The organism is Pseudomonas sp. L5B5 (assembly GCF_020520285.1).
Taxonomy (GTDB): Bacteria; Pseudomonadota; Gammaproteobacteria; order Pseudomonadales; family Pseudomonadaceae; genus Aquipseudomonas.
Map to the genome: position 1 here is coordinate 2,714,692 of NZ_CP084742.1, position 16,298 is coordinate 2,730,989.

At 64.1% G+C, this 16,298-nt stretch carries 16 protein-coding genes; 9 read left to right on the forward strand and 7 right to left on the reverse strand.

Annotated features, from left to right (window positions below):
* Positions 1–147 precede the first annotated feature (147 nt).
* From LGQ10_RS12380 to LGQ10_RS12395, 4 genes are read left to right on the forward strand one after another with little or no spacing between them, the layout of a single operon-like run.
* Complete coding sequence (locus tag LGQ10_RS12380) at positions 148–450, forward strand: DUF2282 domain-containing protein (RefSeq protein WP_058433620.1); 303 nt, start codon at positions 148–150, stop codon at positions 448–450.
* 25 nt (positions 451–475) lie between these two features.
* Complete coding sequence (locus tag LGQ10_RS12385) at positions 476–1,363, forward strand: DUF692 domain-containing protein (protein ID WP_226525699.1); 888 nt, start codon at positions 476–478, stop codon at positions 1,361–1,363.
* Positions 1,360–2,130, forward strand: a complete 771-nt coding sequence (locus tag LGQ10_RS12390) for a DUF2063 domain-containing protein (RefSeq protein WP_226525700.1) — start codon at positions 1,360–1,362, stop codon at positions 2,128–2,130. Before LGQ10_RS12385 ends, LGQ10_RS12390 begins: the two co-directional genes overlap by 4 nt.
* Positions 2,131–2,132: 2 nt before the next feature.
* Positions 2,133–2,624 carry a DoxX family protein gene (locus LGQ10_RS12395; protein ID WP_226525701.1) on the forward strand — a complete coding sequence of 164 codons (492 nt, stop codon included), beginning with the start codon at positions 2,133–2,135 and terminating at the stop codon, positions 2,622–2,624.
* Between the two features lie 205 nt (positions 2,625–2,829).
* Here the strand turns inward: LGQ10_RS12395 and LGQ10_RS12400 are convergent, their stop codons facing one another.
* Positions 2,830–3,738 carry a LysR family transcriptional regulator gene (locus LGQ10_RS12400; RefSeq protein ID WP_226525702.1) on the reverse strand — a complete coding sequence of 303 codons (909 nt, stop codon included), beginning with the start codon at positions 3,736–3,738 and terminating at the stop codon, positions 2,830–2,832.
* Positions 3,739–3,842: 104 nt separating this feature from the next.
* Between LGQ10_RS12400 and LGQ10_RS12405 the strand changes: the two genes are divergently transcribed.
* The 3 genes from LGQ10_RS12405 (at position 3,843) to LGQ10_RS12415 (ending at position 6,913) form a co-directional block, all read left to right on the forward strand.
* The gene (locus tag LGQ10_RS12405; RefSeq protein WP_058433625.1) at positions 3,843–4,442 is read left to right on the forward strand and encodes a short chain dehydrogenase; all 600 of its coding nucleotides are present in this window, start codon (positions 3,843–3,845) and stop codon (positions 4,440–4,442) included.
* Between the two features lie 70 nt (positions 4,443–4,512).
* Entirely contained in the window at positions 4,513–5,187 is a 675-nt protein-coding gene (locus tag LGQ10_RS12410) for a COG3650 family protein (RefSeq protein WP_058433626.1), read from the forward strand.
* Between the two features lie 112 nt (positions 5,188–5,299).
* Positions 5,300–6,913 (forward strand): NAD(P)/FAD-dependent oxidoreductase, encoded by a 1,614-nt coding sequence (locus LGQ10_RS12415; protein ID WP_226525703.1) that lies wholly within the window; start codon positions 5,300–5,302, stop codon positions 6,911–6,913.
* 41 nt (positions 6,914–6,954) lie between these two features.
* On the opposite strand, the gene LGQ10_RS12420 is transcribed toward LGQ10_RS12415, so the two are convergent.
* Positions 6,955–8,049 carry a PLP-dependent cysteine synthase family protein gene (locus tag LGQ10_RS12420; RefSeq protein ID WP_226525704.1) on the reverse strand — a complete coding sequence of 365 codons (1,095 nt, stop codon included), beginning with the start codon at positions 8,047–8,049 and terminating at the stop codon, positions 6,955–6,957.
* 322 nt (positions 8,050–8,371) lie between these two features.
* Here LGQ10_RS12420 and nhaA point away from each other — a divergent pair, with 322 nt between their 5' ends.
* Positions 8,372–9,559, forward strand: a complete 1,188-nt coding sequence (gene nhaA, locus LGQ10_RS12425) for a Na+/H+ antiporter NhaA (RefSeq protein WP_226525705.1) — start codon at positions 8,372–8,374, stop codon at positions 9,557–9,559.
* Between the two features lie 78 nt (positions 9,560–9,637).
* On the opposite strand, the gene LGQ10_RS12430 is transcribed toward nhaA, so the two are convergent.
* Positions 9,638–10,102 carry a glycine zipper 2TM domain-containing protein gene (locus tag LGQ10_RS12430; protein WP_058436176.1) on the reverse strand — a complete coding sequence of 155 codons (465 nt, stop codon included), beginning with the start codon at positions 10,100–10,102 and terminating at the stop codon, positions 9,638–9,640.
* A 173-nt stretch (positions 10,103–10,275) separates the two neighbouring features.
* Between LGQ10_RS12430 and LGQ10_RS12435 the strand changes: the two genes are divergently transcribed.
* Positions 10,276–10,512, forward strand: coding sequence for a hypothetical protein (locus LGQ10_RS12435; RefSeq protein WP_058436175.1), 237 nt, complete (start codon positions 10,276–10,278; stop codon positions 10,510–10,512).
* Positions 10,513–10,522: 10 nt separating this feature from the next.
* Here the strand turns inward: LGQ10_RS12435 and pdxH are convergent, their stop codons facing one another.
* The 4 genes from pdxH to LGQ10_RS12455 form a co-directional block, all read right to left on the reverse strand.
* Complete coding sequence (pdxH, locus tag LGQ10_RS12440) at positions 10,523–11,170, reverse strand: pyridoxamine 5'-phosphate oxidase (protein ID WP_226525706.1); 648 nt, start codon at positions 11,168–11,170, stop codon at positions 10,523–10,525.
* 25 nt (positions 11,171–11,195) lie between these two features.
* Positions 11,196–12,443, reverse strand: a complete 1,248-nt coding sequence (locus tag LGQ10_RS12445; RefSeq protein WP_226525707.1) for an OmpA family protein — start codon at positions 12,441–12,443, stop codon at positions 11,196–11,198.
* 140 nt (positions 12,444–12,583) lie between these two features.
* Positions 12,584–13,729 carry a serine hydrolase domain-containing protein gene (locus LGQ10_RS12450; protein WP_058434158.1) on the reverse strand — a complete coding sequence of 382 codons (1,146 nt, stop codon included), beginning with the start codon at positions 13,727–13,729 and terminating at the stop codon, positions 12,584–12,586.
* Positions 13,730–13,838: 109 nt separating this feature from the next.
* Positions 13,839–16,211 carry a beta-galactosidase gene (locus LGQ10_RS12455; protein WP_226525708.1) on the reverse strand — a complete coding sequence of 791 codons (2,373 nt, stop codon included), beginning with the start codon at positions 16,209–16,211 and terminating at the stop codon, positions 13,839–13,841.
* Between the last annotated feature and the right edge of the window lie 87 nt (positions 16,212–16,298).

The window sequence follows — 16,298 nt, forward strand, 5'->3', positions numbered from 1 at the left end:
CAACAAACAGAACGGCCCTTCGGGGCCGTTTTTCATTGACCTTGAAAATACTTGCCGGCCAGCTGTAACGAACCGCCCCGGTCCTTCTCTAGAGGAACAAGCAAGCACCAATGCTGCTTTTTCCAAACCCGATCCTGGAGAATCACCATGAGCAACCCCCGCACCCTGTCCGCTACCGCCCTGGTCCTGGCCTTGGGGTCCGCCCTGAGCATCGCCGCCCTGCCCACCACCGCCCATGCCGCCGAGGACATGGAGAAATGCTTCGGCGTGGCCATGAAAGGCAAGAACGATTGCGCAGCCGGCGCCGGCACCACCTGCGCCGGAACCTCAAAGCTCAATGACCAGGCCAATGCCTGGAAACTGGTGCCCAAGGGCACCTGCGAGAAAACCGCCAGCAGCACCTCGCCTACCGGCTTCGGCCAGCTCCAGGCGTTCAAGGCCAAGTCCTGACCCCTTGCCTGCCCGAGTGCCGACGATGAATACCAGCCTGAACCAAGCGGCCCCTCCCGGCACTCCGGCAGCCCCAGGCCTGCCGTACCGGGCCGGCCTGGGACTCAAGACCGAGCACTTCAAGCCGGTGCTCGAGCAACGGCCCGACATTGGCTTCTTCGAAGTGCACGCCGAAAACTACATGGTGGCGGGTGGTCCATTCCATCATTACCTGGGCCTGATCCGCGAGCACTACCCGTTGTCGCTGCACGGTGTCGGCCTGTCCATCGGTGGTGAAGGCCCCCTGGACAGCCTCCACCTGGAGCGCCTGGCGATATTGGTCGAGCGCTATCAGCCCCAGTGCTTTTCCGAACACCTGGCCTGGTCCAGCCATGGCCCGGCCTTCCTCAATGATCTGCTGCCCCTGGCCTACGACGGGCCGACCCTGGCACGGGTCTGCGCGCACATCGACCAGGTGCAGAGCCGCCTGGGCCGGCAGATGTTGCTGGAGAATCCGGCGACCTATCTGCAGTTCCAGCATTCGACCCTGGATGAAACGGACTTCATCCGCGAGGTGATCCAGCGCAGTGGCTGCGGCCTGCTGCTGGACGTCAACAATCTCTACGTTTCCTGCATCAATCATCAGCGCGATCCCCTGGCTTACCTGCAGGCGCTGCCGCTGCATGCCGTGGGGGAAATCCACCTCGCAGGCTTTGCCGAGGACCGTGACGATAGCGGTGATCGGTTGCTGATCGACGACCACGGCGCGCCCGTCGATGCCGCGGTCTGGGCCCTCTATCGGCAGGTGCTGGAGTGCATCGGCCCGATGCCCACCCTGATCGAACGGGACAACCGCATCCCGCCCCTGGCCATCCTCCAGGCCGAGGCCGACAGGGCCGAAGCCTTGTTGCTCGGCGTCCGGTGGCCAACATGAGCAGCCAGAAAGACTTCGCCGATGCCCTGCTGGCCTCTTCCCCCCAGTGCCCCCCGGGCCTGTGCAGCAGCACGGGCAGCGACCCGGCGCGACGCTTCGCGGTTTATCGCAACAACGTCCGGGGCTCGCTGCTCAACGCCCTGGCAGACAGCTACCCGGTGGTCGCACAACTGGTGGGCGAGGAATTCTTCGAGGCCATGGGCCATGTCTACATCAGTGCCCATCCCCCTCGCAGCCCCTTGCTCAACGACTATGGCCAGGACTTCGCCGACTTCATCCAGGGCTTCGCGCCCGCCGGTTCCCTGCCCTACCTGGGCGCCGTCGCCCGGCTGGAGCGGTTGCGAGTCGAGGCCTATCACGCTGCCGACGCCCAGCCCCTGGAACCATCCTGGCTGCTGGCGGCCATGAACCAGCCTGAGCACCTCGGCCAGTTGCAACTGCATCTGCACCCATCGCTGCGCAGCCTGCGCTCGAACTACGCCGTGGTGAGCCTGTGGGCCGCACACCAGGACGGCCGGCATTGGCCGTCGTTCTACCTGCATCGGGAACAGCATGCGCTGATTCTGCGCAACGGCCTTGAGGTGCAGGTGCTGACGGTGGATGCCGGCTGCCTGGTGTTCATCGACAGCCTGCGCAGCCAGCAGCCGCTGGCAATCGCCGCTGCCCACGCACTGGACGTCCAGGCCGACTTCGACCTGGGCCGCTGCCTGGGTCTGTTGCTCGGCCACGGCGCCCTCATTGACTTGCCACTTCAGAAAAAGAGCTGATCATGCCTACCCAAAACCCCGTCATCACCCGGCTGTCGCGTCTGAACCAGAGTTTCGAGCGCATCCCCTACAGCCTGGTGGCCTTTATCGCGCGCTTCAGCATCGCCGCAGTGTTCTGGAAGTCCGGGCAGACCAAGATCGAGGGCCTGGCCATCGACCTGGTTTCCGGGACCTTCGAGCTCGGCTGGCCACGCCTGGCGGACTCGACCATCCCGCTGTTCCAGAGCGAATACCGCTTGCCGCTGCTGCCCCCGGAGCTGGCGGCGCACCTGGCAGCCCTTGCCGAGCACGGTTTCCCGTTGCTGATCCTGTTCGGACTGGCCACTCGTTTCAGCGCCCTGGCCTTGCTGGGCATGACCCTGGTGATCCAGTTGTTCGTCTACCCGGATGCCTACCCGACCCACGGCACCTGGATCGCCATCTTCCTGCTGTTGCTGGCCCGTGGGCCGGGCGCATTCTCCATCGACCACCTGCTTTGCCGCAGGCTGCGCTGAAGCCCTGGAAGGTCCTGCGGACCCAGCTCGCTTCGTGTAGCGATGCCGCAGGCTGCGCACGGACGCGTAGCGGCCGCAGATCGTCCGGAGAATCAGCCTGGTCGGTCGAGCACCGGAAGGTCCTGCGGACCTTTTCGCAGCCTCGCTACGCTCGACAGCGGCTACAGGCCGTACGCCAACTCGTTTCGAGTGGTCGTGGCCGCCGTTACAAGCGGTCCAGGGCCTCGCCGCTGCGGCGAAACCAGTCGATCAGGTAATCGGCCAGGACCTGAGTGCGCCTGGGCAAGCCGCCCTGGTAAGGGTGAACCAGATACATCGGCATGCTTCGGGTTTGGTAGTCGCGCAACAGCCAGCGCAGGCGAGCGTCGGCCAGTTCAGCGTGCAACACGTAGGACGGCAACCGGGCAATGCCCGCCCCCACCAGGGCCGCCTTTTTCAGCAGGTTGTAATGATTGCTGGCGAACGTCCCGGACACTCGCACCCGCAGCAACTCGTGGCGTTGGTGGTACAGCCATTCCTCGCGCCCGCTGTAGTGACTGTTGAGCAGGCAACGATGGCTGGCCAGCTCCATGGGGGTCTGCGGCTCACCGTACTGCTCCAGGTACGCCGGGCTGGCACAGGTCATCTCATGCCAGGCCAGCAGTGGCCGGGCCACCAGGCGCTGATCGCTGGCCACCTCGGAACGCACCGCCAGGTCGAAACCTTCCCGGGCCAGGTCGCGATAACCGTTGCTCAGGTCCAGCTCGATCTGGACCTGGGGATAGTGCCGGGAGAACTCCAGCAACAAACCGTCGAAGAAGGTTTCCCCCAGGGACACCGGCACCGTCAAGCGTACCGGGCCGGCCACATCGTCCTTGAGCCGGGCCAGGGCCTGATGCGCACGCTCCACCTGGGCGACCAGCGCCTGGGCCTGGGGCAGCAGCGCGGCACCGGCGGCGGTCAGGTCCAGGCGACGAGTGGTGCGCTGCAACAGCACCACCGCAAAACGGGCCTCCAGGGCACTGATGCGCTTGGACAACTGGCCCTTGCTGCAACCCAAGCGCTGGGCCGCCAGGGTGAAACTGCCGGCTTCCACCAGCACGGCGAAGGCTGCCAGGTCGTCCATTTCGCTCATGGATTGTTTCCACCAGAAAACCAAAGGTTGCCTATTAGCGCGTTAATCCATAAAAAAAACCACTCTAGACTGCAACCTCGTCCCCTTCTCACGAGGAACCATCCATGAAGATTCTCCTGATCGGTGCCAACGGCACCATTGGCTCGGCGGTCGACCGAGAACTGGCGCAACGCCATGAAGTCATTCGCATCGGTCGCACCAGCGGCGACTACCAAGTGGATATCAGCGACAGCCAGTCGATCCGCGCCCTGTTCGAAAAGACCGGACGCTTCGATGCCCTGGTCTGCGCCGCCGGCAACGTCACCTTCGCCCCCCTGGCGGAAATGACCGCCCAGCACTTCGAACTGGGCCTGCAAGACAAACTGATGGGCCAGGTCAACCTGTTGCTGATCGGCCGCGAATACGCCAACGACGGCGGCTCCTTCACCTTCACCACCGGCGTGCTGAGCCACGACCCGATCCGCAGCGGCGCCTCGGCGGCCCTGGTCAACGGCGCCATCGACAGCTTCGTGCGGGCCGCCGCCATCGAGCTGCCTCGGGGCCTGCGGGTCAACTCCATCAGCCCCAACGTGCTGGTAGAGGCCATGGGCAGCTACGCCCCGTACTTCCGCGGCTACAAGCCGGTTCCGGCAGCAGACGTGGCACTGGCCTACGCCAAGAGTGTGGAAGGCCTGCAGACCGGCCAGACCTACCACGTCGGCTGACGGAAGAATCCGGGGTTGTGATCAACGGTCGGGCTGCGTAACGTGTCGGCTTCCGCCTGGAGGCCCCATGATGCGCACCGCCCGTTCCCTGCTTTGTTTCGCCCTGCTGCCGCTGTTCGCCGGCTGCCAGATGCTGCCGTTGTTCAATGACCAGCCCCAGGCTCCGTCCATGGCCGGGTTGGCCCGGGTACAGGGTGAGCTGAGCGTGGCGGAGGGCAAGTTGCTGTTCAAGCCCTGCACCGAGGACCGTCGCTACGTGGTCAACGACGGCGGCGGCACCAGCGTGTTGCAGGAAGCGGCAACCCTGGCGGAAAAGCCGGGCAAGCTGTTCGCCGACCTGCGCGGCAAGCTGTCTGCCAGCGGTAGCGGCGACGGCCAGCTGGACCTGCGCCAGCTGTATCGGGTCGAGCGCTCCAACGCCTGTGGCGATCCCAACTTCCAGCGCCTGATCCTGCGGGCCAGCGGCAACGGCCCGGCATGGAAGGTCGACGTCAATACCAAGGGCATGAAGATCGAGCGTGATGGCCAGCCCCCCCTGGCCCTGCCCTACCTGGAGGAACAACTGGGCGAAGGTCGCTTCAACCTCACCAGCGAAGCCAACAACCGGCGCGTCGAATTGTGGGTCGCCCCACAACGTTGCGTGGACAGCGTGACCGGCAGCGTCCAGCACCTGAGTGCCGAGCTGCGAGTGGACGGCCAGGTGCAACGCGGTTGCGGTTATTTCGGCGGCTCGCGCAGCGACTGATTCGACGAGCAACCGTTTTAGCCTCACGGCTCGGATGGATTGCGGCTTATAATCGCCGGTTTGTGCAAAGCAAGCCGGCGCACTGTCGCGCACCGCCTACCCGGACCCCGTCATGTTACGAATCACCGAACTCAAGTTGCCGCTCGACCACCCCGATGAAGACCTGCGCACCGCCATCGTGCAGCGCCTGGGGATCGCCAGCGACGACCTGCTGGACTTCACCCTGTTCAAGCGCAGCTACGACGCGCGCAAGAAGTCCTCGGAACTGTTGTTCATCTACACCATCGACCTCAACGTGCGCGACGAGGCGAGCCTGCTGCAGAAATTCGCCGACGACCGCAACATCAACCCGGCACCGGATGTCAGTTACAAGTACGTCGGCCAGGCCCCGGCGGGGCAACAGGAGCGGCCGATCGTGGTCGGCTTCGGCCCCTGCGGGATCTTCGCCGGCCTGCTGCTGGCGCAGATGGGCTTCAAGCCGATCGTGCTCGAGCGCGGCAAGGAAGTGCGCCAGCGCACCAAGGACACCTGGGGCCTGTGGCGCAAGAGCGTGCTCAACCCCGAGTCCAATGTGCAATTCGGCGAAGGCGGTGCCGGGACTTTCTCCGACGGCAAGCTGTACAGCCAGATCAAGGACCCGCAGCACCACGGCCGCAAGGTCCTGGAAGAGTTCGTCAAGGCCGGTGCGCCGGACGAGATCCTCTACATCAACAAACCGCACATCGGCACCTTCCGCCTGACCAGCATGGTCGAGAAGATGCGCGAGGAAATCATCGCCCTGGGCGGCGAGGTGCGCTTCGAGCAAAAAGTCACCGACCTGCTCACCGAGGGCGAGCAACTGACTGGCGTAGCCTTGGAAAGCGGCGAGCAGCTGGAATCGCGCCATGTGGTCCTGGCCCTGGGCCACAGCGCCCGCGACACCTTCCGCATGCTCCACGCCAAGGGCGTATTCATGGAAGCCAAGCCGTTCTCGGTGGGTTTTCGCATCGAACACCCGCAGTCGCTGATCGACAGCGCACGCCTGGGCAAGTACGCCGGCCATCCGAAACTCGGCGCCGCCGACTACAAGCTGGTGCATCACGCCAAGAACGGTCGTTCGGTCTACAGCTTCTGCATGTGCCCAGGCGGCACGGTAGTGGCAGCCACCTCCGAGCCGAACCGGGTGGTGACCAACGGCATGAGCCAGTACTCGCGCAACGAGCGCAATGCCAACTCCGGCATCGTGGTGGGCATCACCCCGGAAGTGGATTACCCGGGCGGCCCGCTGGCCGGCATCGAGCTGCAGGAACGCCTGGAGTCCCACGCGTTCATCCTCGGCGGCAGCAATTACCAGGCTCCGGCGCAGTTGGTGGGCGACTTCATCGCCGGCAAGCCCAGCACTGCCATCGGCAGTGTCGAGCCATCCTATAAACCCGGGGTGAACCTGGGCGACCTGGCGCTCGCGCTCCCGGATTTCGCCATCGAGGCGATCCGCGAAGCCCTGCCGGCCTTCGATCGGCAGATCAAGGGCTACTCCCTGCACGACGCCGTGCTGACCGGGATCGAGACCCGCACTTCGTCGCCACTGCGCATCACCCGCGACGCCTCGATGCAGAGCCTGAACCTCAAGGGCCTGTTCCCCGCAGGCGAAGGCGCCGGTTACGCCGGAGGCATCCTGTCCGCCGGTGTCGACGGTATTCGCATCGCTGAAGCCGTGGCCCGCGACATCCTCGGCCTCCAGGCCTGAGGCAAGGATGGGGGAGCCGCTGTGACGGCTCCCCCATTGCTTCAGATGCCGGCGCGCAACACGCTGGTAGGCAAGGCGACACCCCGCTCGACGCTCGCAGCCACCGCCTCGATCAAGTCAACCAGTGCGTATCCCTGCTCCGCCAGCCACTGCTCATCGTAATAGGTGGTTGCATAGCGCTCGCCACCGTCACAGAGAATCGCCACGATCGAACCCGCTTCGCCAGCGGCGACCATCTGCTGGGCAGCCATCAGTGCACCGACCAGGTTGGTGCCACTGGAGCCGCCGACCCGCCGTCCGAGGCGCCGGGCCAGATAGTGCATGGCCGCCAGGGACAGGGCGTCCGGCACCTTGACCATCGCATCGATCACCTTGGGCAGGAACGAGGCCTCGACCCGCGGCCGGCCAATGCCCTCGATCCGCGAGCCACAGTCCAACCGCAGGCTGGCGTCACCGCTGTTGTAGTAGTCGAAGAACACCGAGCGCTCGGCGTCGGCGCATAGCACCCGGGTGCCGTGCTGGCGATAACGCACATAACGCCCCAGGGTCGCAGTGGTGCCACCCGTACCGGGGCTGGAGATCAGCCAGGCGGGCTCCGGATACCGTTCGAAGCGCAGTTGCTGGTAGATCGACTCGGCAATGTTGTTGTTGGCACGCCAGTCGGTGGCCCGTTCGGCATAGGTGAACTGGTCCATGAAGTGCCCGCCGCTCTCGCGAGCCAGTCGCTCGGACTCGGCATAGATCTGCGTCGGATCCTGCACCAGGTGGCTCTTGCCACCATAGAAGGCGATCTGGGCGATTTTTTCTTGGGACGTGGTGGCCGGCATGACCGCGATGAACGGCAATCCCAGGAGGCGGGCGAAATAGGCCTCGGAAATGGCCGTGGAACCGCTGGATGCCTCGATCACCGGCGCCCCCGGCTTGAGCCAGCCATTGCACAGCGCATACAGGAACAGCGAACGGGCCAGGCGGTGCTTGAGACTGCCGGTCGGGTGGCTGGACTCATCCTTGAAATACAACTCGATGCCCGGATAACCGGCGAGGGGCAAGGGGATCAGGTGGGTATCGGCGCTGCGCTGAAAGTCGGCTTCGATGATGCGGATGGCCTCGCGGGCCCACTGGCGGTTGTCGCTCATGTTCTATTCTCTTCGGATCGAACGCCATACCGGCGCAAGAAGATGAAATGCACCCTGCATAGGTGATCCTGGTCCAACACGGCAGGCACTTTCCATCGAATGGAAAAGCGCTCGCGGCCGCTGTCGACAGTCATGTTAGGAAATAACTTGCAGCCCCGACAGGTACAGCTGCGAAGCAATTGGAAACACAACTGCACACAGCATTTTTCAGCAGGCCGCTTGCCCTCTACATATAACAAAAAAGAATATAACTTTTGTTTTAACAACCAACTGTACGGGTTAGGGTGTGCCACCTTGTTTGCTTTTAGATGGAGAGCGCCCCTTGCCTCTGCGTAGTACTTTTACCCGTTTCTTTGCCATGGAGGCGGCCAGCGGCCTGTTGCTAATCGCTGCCGCCATCCTCGCACTGGTCATCAACAACTCGCCCCTGTCCTGGCTGTACAACGGCTTGCTGGAAACCCCGGTGGTGGCCCAGGTCGGCGCCCTGAAGATTGCCAAGCCGCTGCTGCTGTGGATCAACGACGGCCTGATGGCCTTGTTCTTCCTGCTGATCGGCCTGGAGGTCAAGCGTGAAGTCCTGGACGGCCAGCTGTCCAAGCCTTCGCAGGTGGTCCTGCCGGGTGCGGCAGCCATTGGCGGCATGCTGGTGCCGGCGCTGTTCTACTGGTTCCTCAACCGCGACAATCCACCAGCCCTCAACGGCTGGGCGATTCCCACCGCCACCGACATCGCCTTCGCCCTGGGAGTGCTGGCGCTGCAGGGCAAGCGGGTACCCACGTCGCTGAAGCTGTTCCTGATGACCCTGGCAATCATCGACGACCTGGGGGCGATCGTGATCATCGCGATCTTCTATTCCGGCACCCTGTCGACCCTGTCCCTGATGCTGGCAGCGGCCTGCATCGCGGCGCTCGTGGCGATGAACCGCCTGGGGGTGGTCAAGCTCGGGCCCTACATGATCATTGGACTGATCCTGTGGGTCTGCGTGCTCAAGAGTGGGGTTCATGCAACCCTGGCGGGCGTGACGCTTGCCTTCTGCATCCCCCTGCGTACCCGCAACGCCGAGCCTTCGCCGCTGCAGACGCTGGAGCACGCGCTGCATCCGTGGGTGTCGTTCGGCATCCTGCCGCTGTTCGCCTTTGCCAACGCAGGTCTGTCGCTGAGCGGCGTGACCGTCGAGAGCTTCACCCACGCCGTGCCAATGGGCATCGCCATCGGCCTGTTGCTGGGCAAGACGGTCGGGGTCTTCGGCTTGACCTGGCTGGCCGTCAAGACTGGCCTTGCGGCGCTACCGTCCGGCGCCAACTGGGGCCAGGTGTTCGGCGTGGCGATTCTCTGCGGGATCGGCTTCACCATGAGCCTGTTCGTCGGCTCCCTGGCCTTTGTACCGGGCAGCAGCGAATACGCCGGCATGGACCGCATGGGAATTCTCACCGGTTCGCTGTTCGCGGCCCTGATCGGTTATGCCGTCACCGCTGCTGCAAGCCGCAAGCGCACGTCCCTGGCAACCTGATCGCACCCGATCGCGCGGCCTGAAAACACAAAACCCCGACCAGTTGCCTGGCCGGGGTTTTGTTTGGCTGATGAAAAATCAGCGAGTCACGCGGCTGGTGCCGTTGACGGTCATGATGCGCACGCGGTCGCCAACACGGAACACTTCGTTCTCCTGAACCTGTTGCACATAGGCACGCATGCTGCCGTCGTCTTCGCGTACGGTGATTTCCACGCCCTGGGTACGGGTCAGGCCTTCCTCGGTAGCCGAGCCGAGCAGGCCGCCAGCCACGGCCCCGATGACCGCGGTGACGATGCTGCCACGGCCACCGCCGATGGCACTGCCGCCTACACCGCCGATCACTGCACCTGCAGCGCCGCCGATTGGGGTCTTGGTGCCTTCGATCTTCACTGGACGCAGGGATTCGATAGTGCCCAGACGCACGTTTTGCACACGACGCGCTTCATCACGGGAGTAGGAATCACCGGTCAGGTTGGAGGCGCAACCGCCCAGCAACATGGCCATCGCAGTGAAGGACGCAACCAGCAAAACAGACTTACGCATAGGATCAACTCCAAGGGACAATAAATCATTAGACTCCGCAGCTTGACACCTGTCACGGCGCCGCCCGGATAAAATTGCTTTCATTCAGCCAAAGTACAGGCTGCGTGGGCACCAGGCCTATCACCACGTTAGCCCCTGGCTCCAGCATAACGCCACCGAACAAGGGATTTTCCATGGATTACTTCATCATCTTCGCGGTCACCGTGGCCGGACTGTATTTCCACTGGTGGCTGTATGTGCGCATCAAGCGCTGGACGGACCGGGACCTGGCGCTGTCGATGGCCGGCACCGATGCGCAGAAGAAGCAATACATGCTGCAGCAACTGGCCGATGCCCAGCGCCAGAAAATAAAACGCCGGGACCTGCCGCAATGGCTGGAAGCCGCTGCGGCCGGTTACCCCGGCGAGTGATCTGGAGGATTCAGGGGGCCAGGCGTTCGCGAACCCACTCCTGGGCTTGCAGACGATAGTTCAGGCGGTCATGCAGGCGGCTCGAGCGCCCTTGCCAGAACTCGATACGCTCGGGCAGCAGGCGATAACCGCCCCAGTGCTCAGGACAGTCGGGCTGGCTGTCGCTGAAACGCGCCTCGGTGGCCTTGAGCAGCGCCTGCAACTCGGCGCGATCAGCAATGACCCGACTCTGCGGTGATGCCCAGGCCCCCAAACGGCTGCCCAGGGGCCGTACCTGATAGTAGGCATCGGACTCCTCGGCAGAGACCTTGACCACCCGCCCCTCGATACGCACCTGGCGCTCCAGGGTCGGCCAGAAGAACGTCATGGCGGCAAAAGGCCGTGCGGCCAGTTGCTGCCCCTTGGCGCTCTCGTAGTTGGAGAAGAAGGTGAAACCCTGTTCATCCAACCCCTTGAGCAGCAGGATACGACAGTGGGGACGACCGTCGGCATCGACGGTCGCCAGGGTCATGGCGTTGGCCTCCACAGGGGCTTGCTCGGTCTTCACCGCCTCTGCGAACCACTGATGGAACAGCGCAAAGGGTTCGGTCGGAGCCTGGGCCTCGGACAAGCCGTCACGGGTGTAGTCGCGACGCATATCAGCCAGAGACTGGGTCATGCCTGCTTTTCCTTATCCTTGAAGATCAGTTCTTGGCCTGGGCAGCAGCCGTCGGGTTCTTGGCGGAGGCCACGGTTTTCTTGGCCGCTGCCTTCTTCGCTACCGGCTTCTTCGCTGCGGGTTTCTTGGCCGCTGCCTTCTTGCTGGCCGGAGCCGGAACCGGCGGCTTGGCATCCTGCACCGCGACCATCTCGGTTTCGGACGGCGTCGGCTGGTTGTACTTGCTCAGCAGGCCGAGCATGGTGCTGCGCTGGGTCAGCATGATTTCCACCCGACGGTTCAGCGAGCGGCCCTGCGGGCTATCGTTGGCGGCGCGAGGCATCACGGCGCCCATGCCACGCAGCATCAGGCGGTCCTGCTTCAGGCCGCTGAGGCTGAAGATCGCGGCAATGGACTGGGCACGGTCACGGCTCAGTTTCTGGTTGGCCAGGGTCGGGCCAGTGGCGTCGGCATGGCCGAGGATCAGTACGGCAGTCTTCGGATCTCCTTCCACGGCCTTGGCCACGCGAGTGAACGGGCCCAGGGTCACCGGCAGCAGCATGGCTGGACGATCCGGGTTGAAGGAGGCATCGACCAGTGCGGTGACCACCAGCACGTTCTCACGACGCTCCACTTGCAGCTTGCTGTCCTTCACGGCTTCGCGCAGGCGCGGCTCGTAATCGTCCAGCCAGGCCTGGGTGATTTTTGGGTCAGGCATCGGGATATCTGCCACATTGACCTTGCTCAGGGGCTTGGGCTGGCTCTTGCCGAAAGGCCACCACCAGTTGGTATCGGAGTCGGCAGCCTTGGCCACGGCTGGAGCAGGCTCGGCCTTCTTGGCCTCGGCTACCGGCTTGTCGGATTCCTTGGAAGAGGAGAACGGCCACCACCAGTTGCCGCCGTCGGCCTTGGCAGAAACGGTCTCTGTCGCTGCTGCCGGGGCCGCTGCGACGGGAGCCGGAGCGGGTTCGGCAACCGGGCTGGCTGCAACAGCCGGCTTGGTTGCTGGGGCCTTGGCTGCTGGTGCGGCCTGCTTGGTCGAAGCCGTGGCCTTGCCTGCGGCGGCTGCGGGAGCGCCCTTGGCTGCAACAGCCGGCTTGGCCGCAGGAGCTGTTGGGGCAGCTTCGGCCGTGGCTGGTTTTTCCGGGGCAGGAGCAGGAGCCGATTCCTTACTGGCGGCCTTGTCGCCTCCGAACGACCACCAATGGCCGCCGTCCGCTTCATTTTGTGGGGTTTGTGCACAACCTGTGACGGTCAGGCAGATGGCCAAGGCTAGAGACTTGTTCGACGACATGGGATATCCACAAAATGAGATAAAAAGTTCGGTCTAAATAACCGCTACAAACAGACGCTTGGAAATTATAAAAGCCACAGGGTTCCGTCCTGGGGCTTTTCAAGCATGTTTAAGCAAAAAAGTTCTTAACAGCAACCTTTTTACAGACAATCCGACAGAATTCGCACCAGCTTCTGCGCTCGGGGATCCATCAATACATAGGGACCCAGGGTATTTGTCACGAAACCGAACGCCACGTCGTGCTCCGGATCGGCGAACCCGATGGAACCCCCTGCCCCCGGATGACCGAATGCCCGCGGACCCAATCCAAAAGTGGCATTGGCCACCTCGGGCTGGTCGAGCATGCAACCCAGGCCGAAACGGGTCTGGGTCAGCAGGGTCTTGTCCATGCCCAGGCTGTGCTCCCGGGTCAATTCTTCGAGCATGTCGGCCTCCAGCAAGCGGCCATCAAGCAGGCCGCTGTAGAACCCGGCGAGGCTGCGGGCATTGCCGTGACCATTGGCCGCCGGCTGCTGCATGCGCCGCCATTCAGGTTTGTTGGTGCTGGTCATGATAGACGGTGGATTGGTAAATGCCCGGGTCGTCATGGCCTCGGGCTCGCGCAGGGTCACTTGCAGCAGGCGCTGGGCCGCAGCATCGCCGACATTGCCCTTGCCCCGGGCGATATGCGCCACGCGATGGAATTCTTCGTCAGCCAGGCCGATATGGAAATCCAGCCCGAGGGGCTTGGCCACCCGTGCCACTATCGACTCGCCAGGGCCACGGCCATCGGCCCGGCGGATCATCTCGCCCACCAGCCAGCCATAGGTAATGGCGGCATAGCCGTGCCCCTCCCCCGGTGTCCACCACGGTTGCTCGGCTGCCAGGGCGTCGACCATGGTCTGCCATTCGTACAAGGCCTCTGCCGGCATCAGCTGCCGCAAGGCCGGCAAGCCGGCCTGGTGGCACAAGAGTTGGCGCAGGGTAATGCGCGCCTTGCCCGCAGCCGCGAATTCCGGCCAGTAGTCGGCCACTGGCGCATCCAGCTTGAGCTTGCCCTCGGCCACCAGTTGCAAGGCGGCCACGGCAGTAAAGGTCTTGGTGCAGGAAAACAGGTTGGCGATGGTGTCGCTGTGCCAGGCCTCGGCACCGTCCTTGTCGGCGGTACCGGCCCAGAGATCGACCACGGTTTCTCCACCGACCTGGATGCACAGTGCGGCACCACGCTCCTGGGTATCCTCGAAAAGCGCCGCGAAAGCCTCGCGGACCGCCTCGAACTTAAGCTCGTAATGACCTTGAATCTGCACCCTTGACTCCCCCTGCAACACTACTCGGCAACGTGGCGCGCATTGTTTCAGCCCCGGGGGCATTTGGGAACAACCGGGGCCCGCTCAGCGAACCCGACCCCGCCCCCCCTCAGAGGCCATTGCCGGAGTGACCAGCGGCAGGCTCCACCTCGCCCGCCTTGCGCGCCACGCCCCGGTTTTCTACCGCAGGCGCGCTGGCAGCGGCCTTCTCGGCCAAGGCTCGCGCGCGCTGTGCAGCCTTGCCCAACTGCTCCAGCGCCAACAGGTTGCTCTTGCGCACGCTGTCGACGAACCCCTGGAACGGCACATCGGTGATACCCACCAGGCCGAAGTGGCCATTTTCACCGTCCAGCAGGCGGCCGGTCACCGGCTGGTCCAGGTACTGGAACCAGTGCACGCCGACGATGGACGGTTCGCTCAACGCCTGCGTGAGGAAGCTGGCATAGGCCGGCCCCCGTTCCTCCTCGCGAGCCAGTTCGATGGGCCCGCCCCAGAGCGGACCACGATCCCTGGAACCGAAACTGAACTCGGTGACCAGCACCGGTTTGTCGAGGCTGCGCAAGTGAGCGAAGTCCTGGCCATCCTGGGGCTTGAGCGTGTACATGTTGAAGCTCAGTACATCGCAATACTGGGCACAGGAGGCCACGGCCTCGGGCGTGCTGACGGCAAAACGGCCACCCAGCAGCAGATGGTTGGGGGCATGCCACTTCAACGAATCGGCAATGGTCTTGAAGTAGGTATCGGCGAAGACCCTTTGGAAATAGCGATAATCGGCTTCGATTTCCGGGTGTTCCGGGCTGGGCAGCGGTGCCTCGAAGCCCGGGTCCTCCATCAGTTCCCAAGCCGGCAGGTCGATGCCCCAGGCCTTGGACAAGCCTTGCTGGTTGCGATACTTGTCGCGCAGCTGCTTGAGGAAGGCCCGCTTGGCCGGAACGTCGGTGGTCAAGCGCAGGGTGCCGTAGGCCAGGGCATAACGCGCCTTCGGATCGTCCCCCGGGCCGGCCCAGGCCAGTTCGTTGTCGGCAAAATAGCCGATCAACCAGGGATCATCGCGATGATCGCGGGCGGCAATGGCCACGGCCCGCTCGGTGGCCATGGCGAAGCGCGGATCGAAGGGGTCGGGCATGCCGCCCCACCAGTCGCTGCCGGTGCTGATACTGGCATAGTCGCCCACGATCGACAGCGGCAGGGTATAGGGCACCCGGTCGGCTAGCCCGAGGGCTGGCGCGCTCCAGTTGCCGATGGTGTTGAAACCCCAGGCCTGCAACCGATCCAGGGTGTGGCCGAGCCAGCGTTTTTCATCGAACCCTGTAGCGACGCAAGGGGCCGCCGTCTGGCCCGACTCCGTCGCGGCCGCCGCCGACTCAGGAGCGGCACATGGCGCGCCATGGGTGCGCTGCAGGTTGGCCCGATAGAAATCGTACCAATGTCCGGCGCTGTAGCCACGGCCCTGGTCGGCACCGTTGCCTCCACGGTTGTCGCCTTCGCCGTAATAGGCTGCCAGGGGCTCGCCTTGCTGGGGCAAAGCGTTGAACATCCACTCGCGCCCGGTGACATAGGTACGGCTGTTGTCCGACGCCAGGGTATTGACCCCCAGGGAATAGAACGGATGCCCTTCGGGAGTCACCAGGAACCAGCGCCCATCGCGCTTCTCGGTACGGAAGAAGCCGCTGGCCTTGAAGGCCGGTCCCTGGCTCAAGCCACCGAAACGATCCAGGGCGGCCTTTTCCCGTTCGCCAAGCCAGCCCTTGAGCTGTTGCTGCTCCCTGGCATCGGCGGCCCTGAGCTGCTCGTCGCTGCCGATCTTCTCGGGCCAGCGGTCCCGGGTCGACTGGCCATAGGCGTCCACCAAGGCACCGTAGACGGCCCGGACCACGCCATCGTCGTCCTGCACACCGAAACGCTCGACGAGGATGCTCTGCGAAGCCTTGGGGTTATCCAGGGACAAGGTCACCGACACCACCTGGCTGCGGTCCAGTTGCCCTGCGCTGCTGGCCAGCAGGATGCGCTGGCCGTTCACCGTCATGGGCATCGGCGGTGCAGCCTTCATCCCCTGGCCCAGGGCGCTACTGGCCACCAGTGGCACCAGCAGGGTCTGCGCTGGACCGGCCGGCAAGTCGACCCGGCTGACCAGGGTCTTGCCATCGTTGCTCTGGAGGGTCACGTACAAGGTCAGGGCCCAGTTCATCGCACTCTGGACCCGCAGGCTCATCAACCCGGACTGCGACCAGTCCCAGGCGCCGACCTGGGGGCTCAGGCGCAAGCTGGGACGGATGGTCGGGTTGAACGTGACCCGTCGCAGCACCTCGCCCTCGGCCGTTTGCTCCGCGTTGAACTGCGGCAGGCTGGCATCCTGAGTCACTACCTGCACCACGGAGGCAGGGCGGACAAAGTTGAACAGCGTCTGCTGTCCGGCAGGGGCCGCCAGTACGGGCGCGGCAAACAACAGGGCAAGTACGGCAGGCAACGAGCGGCGAATCATGTGAACGTGGTTCTCCTTGTAGGGCCGCTGGACGGCCGGTGCACAAGCGTTGACGTTAAATAGCCGGCAGGGCACGCGAAGGGGCGT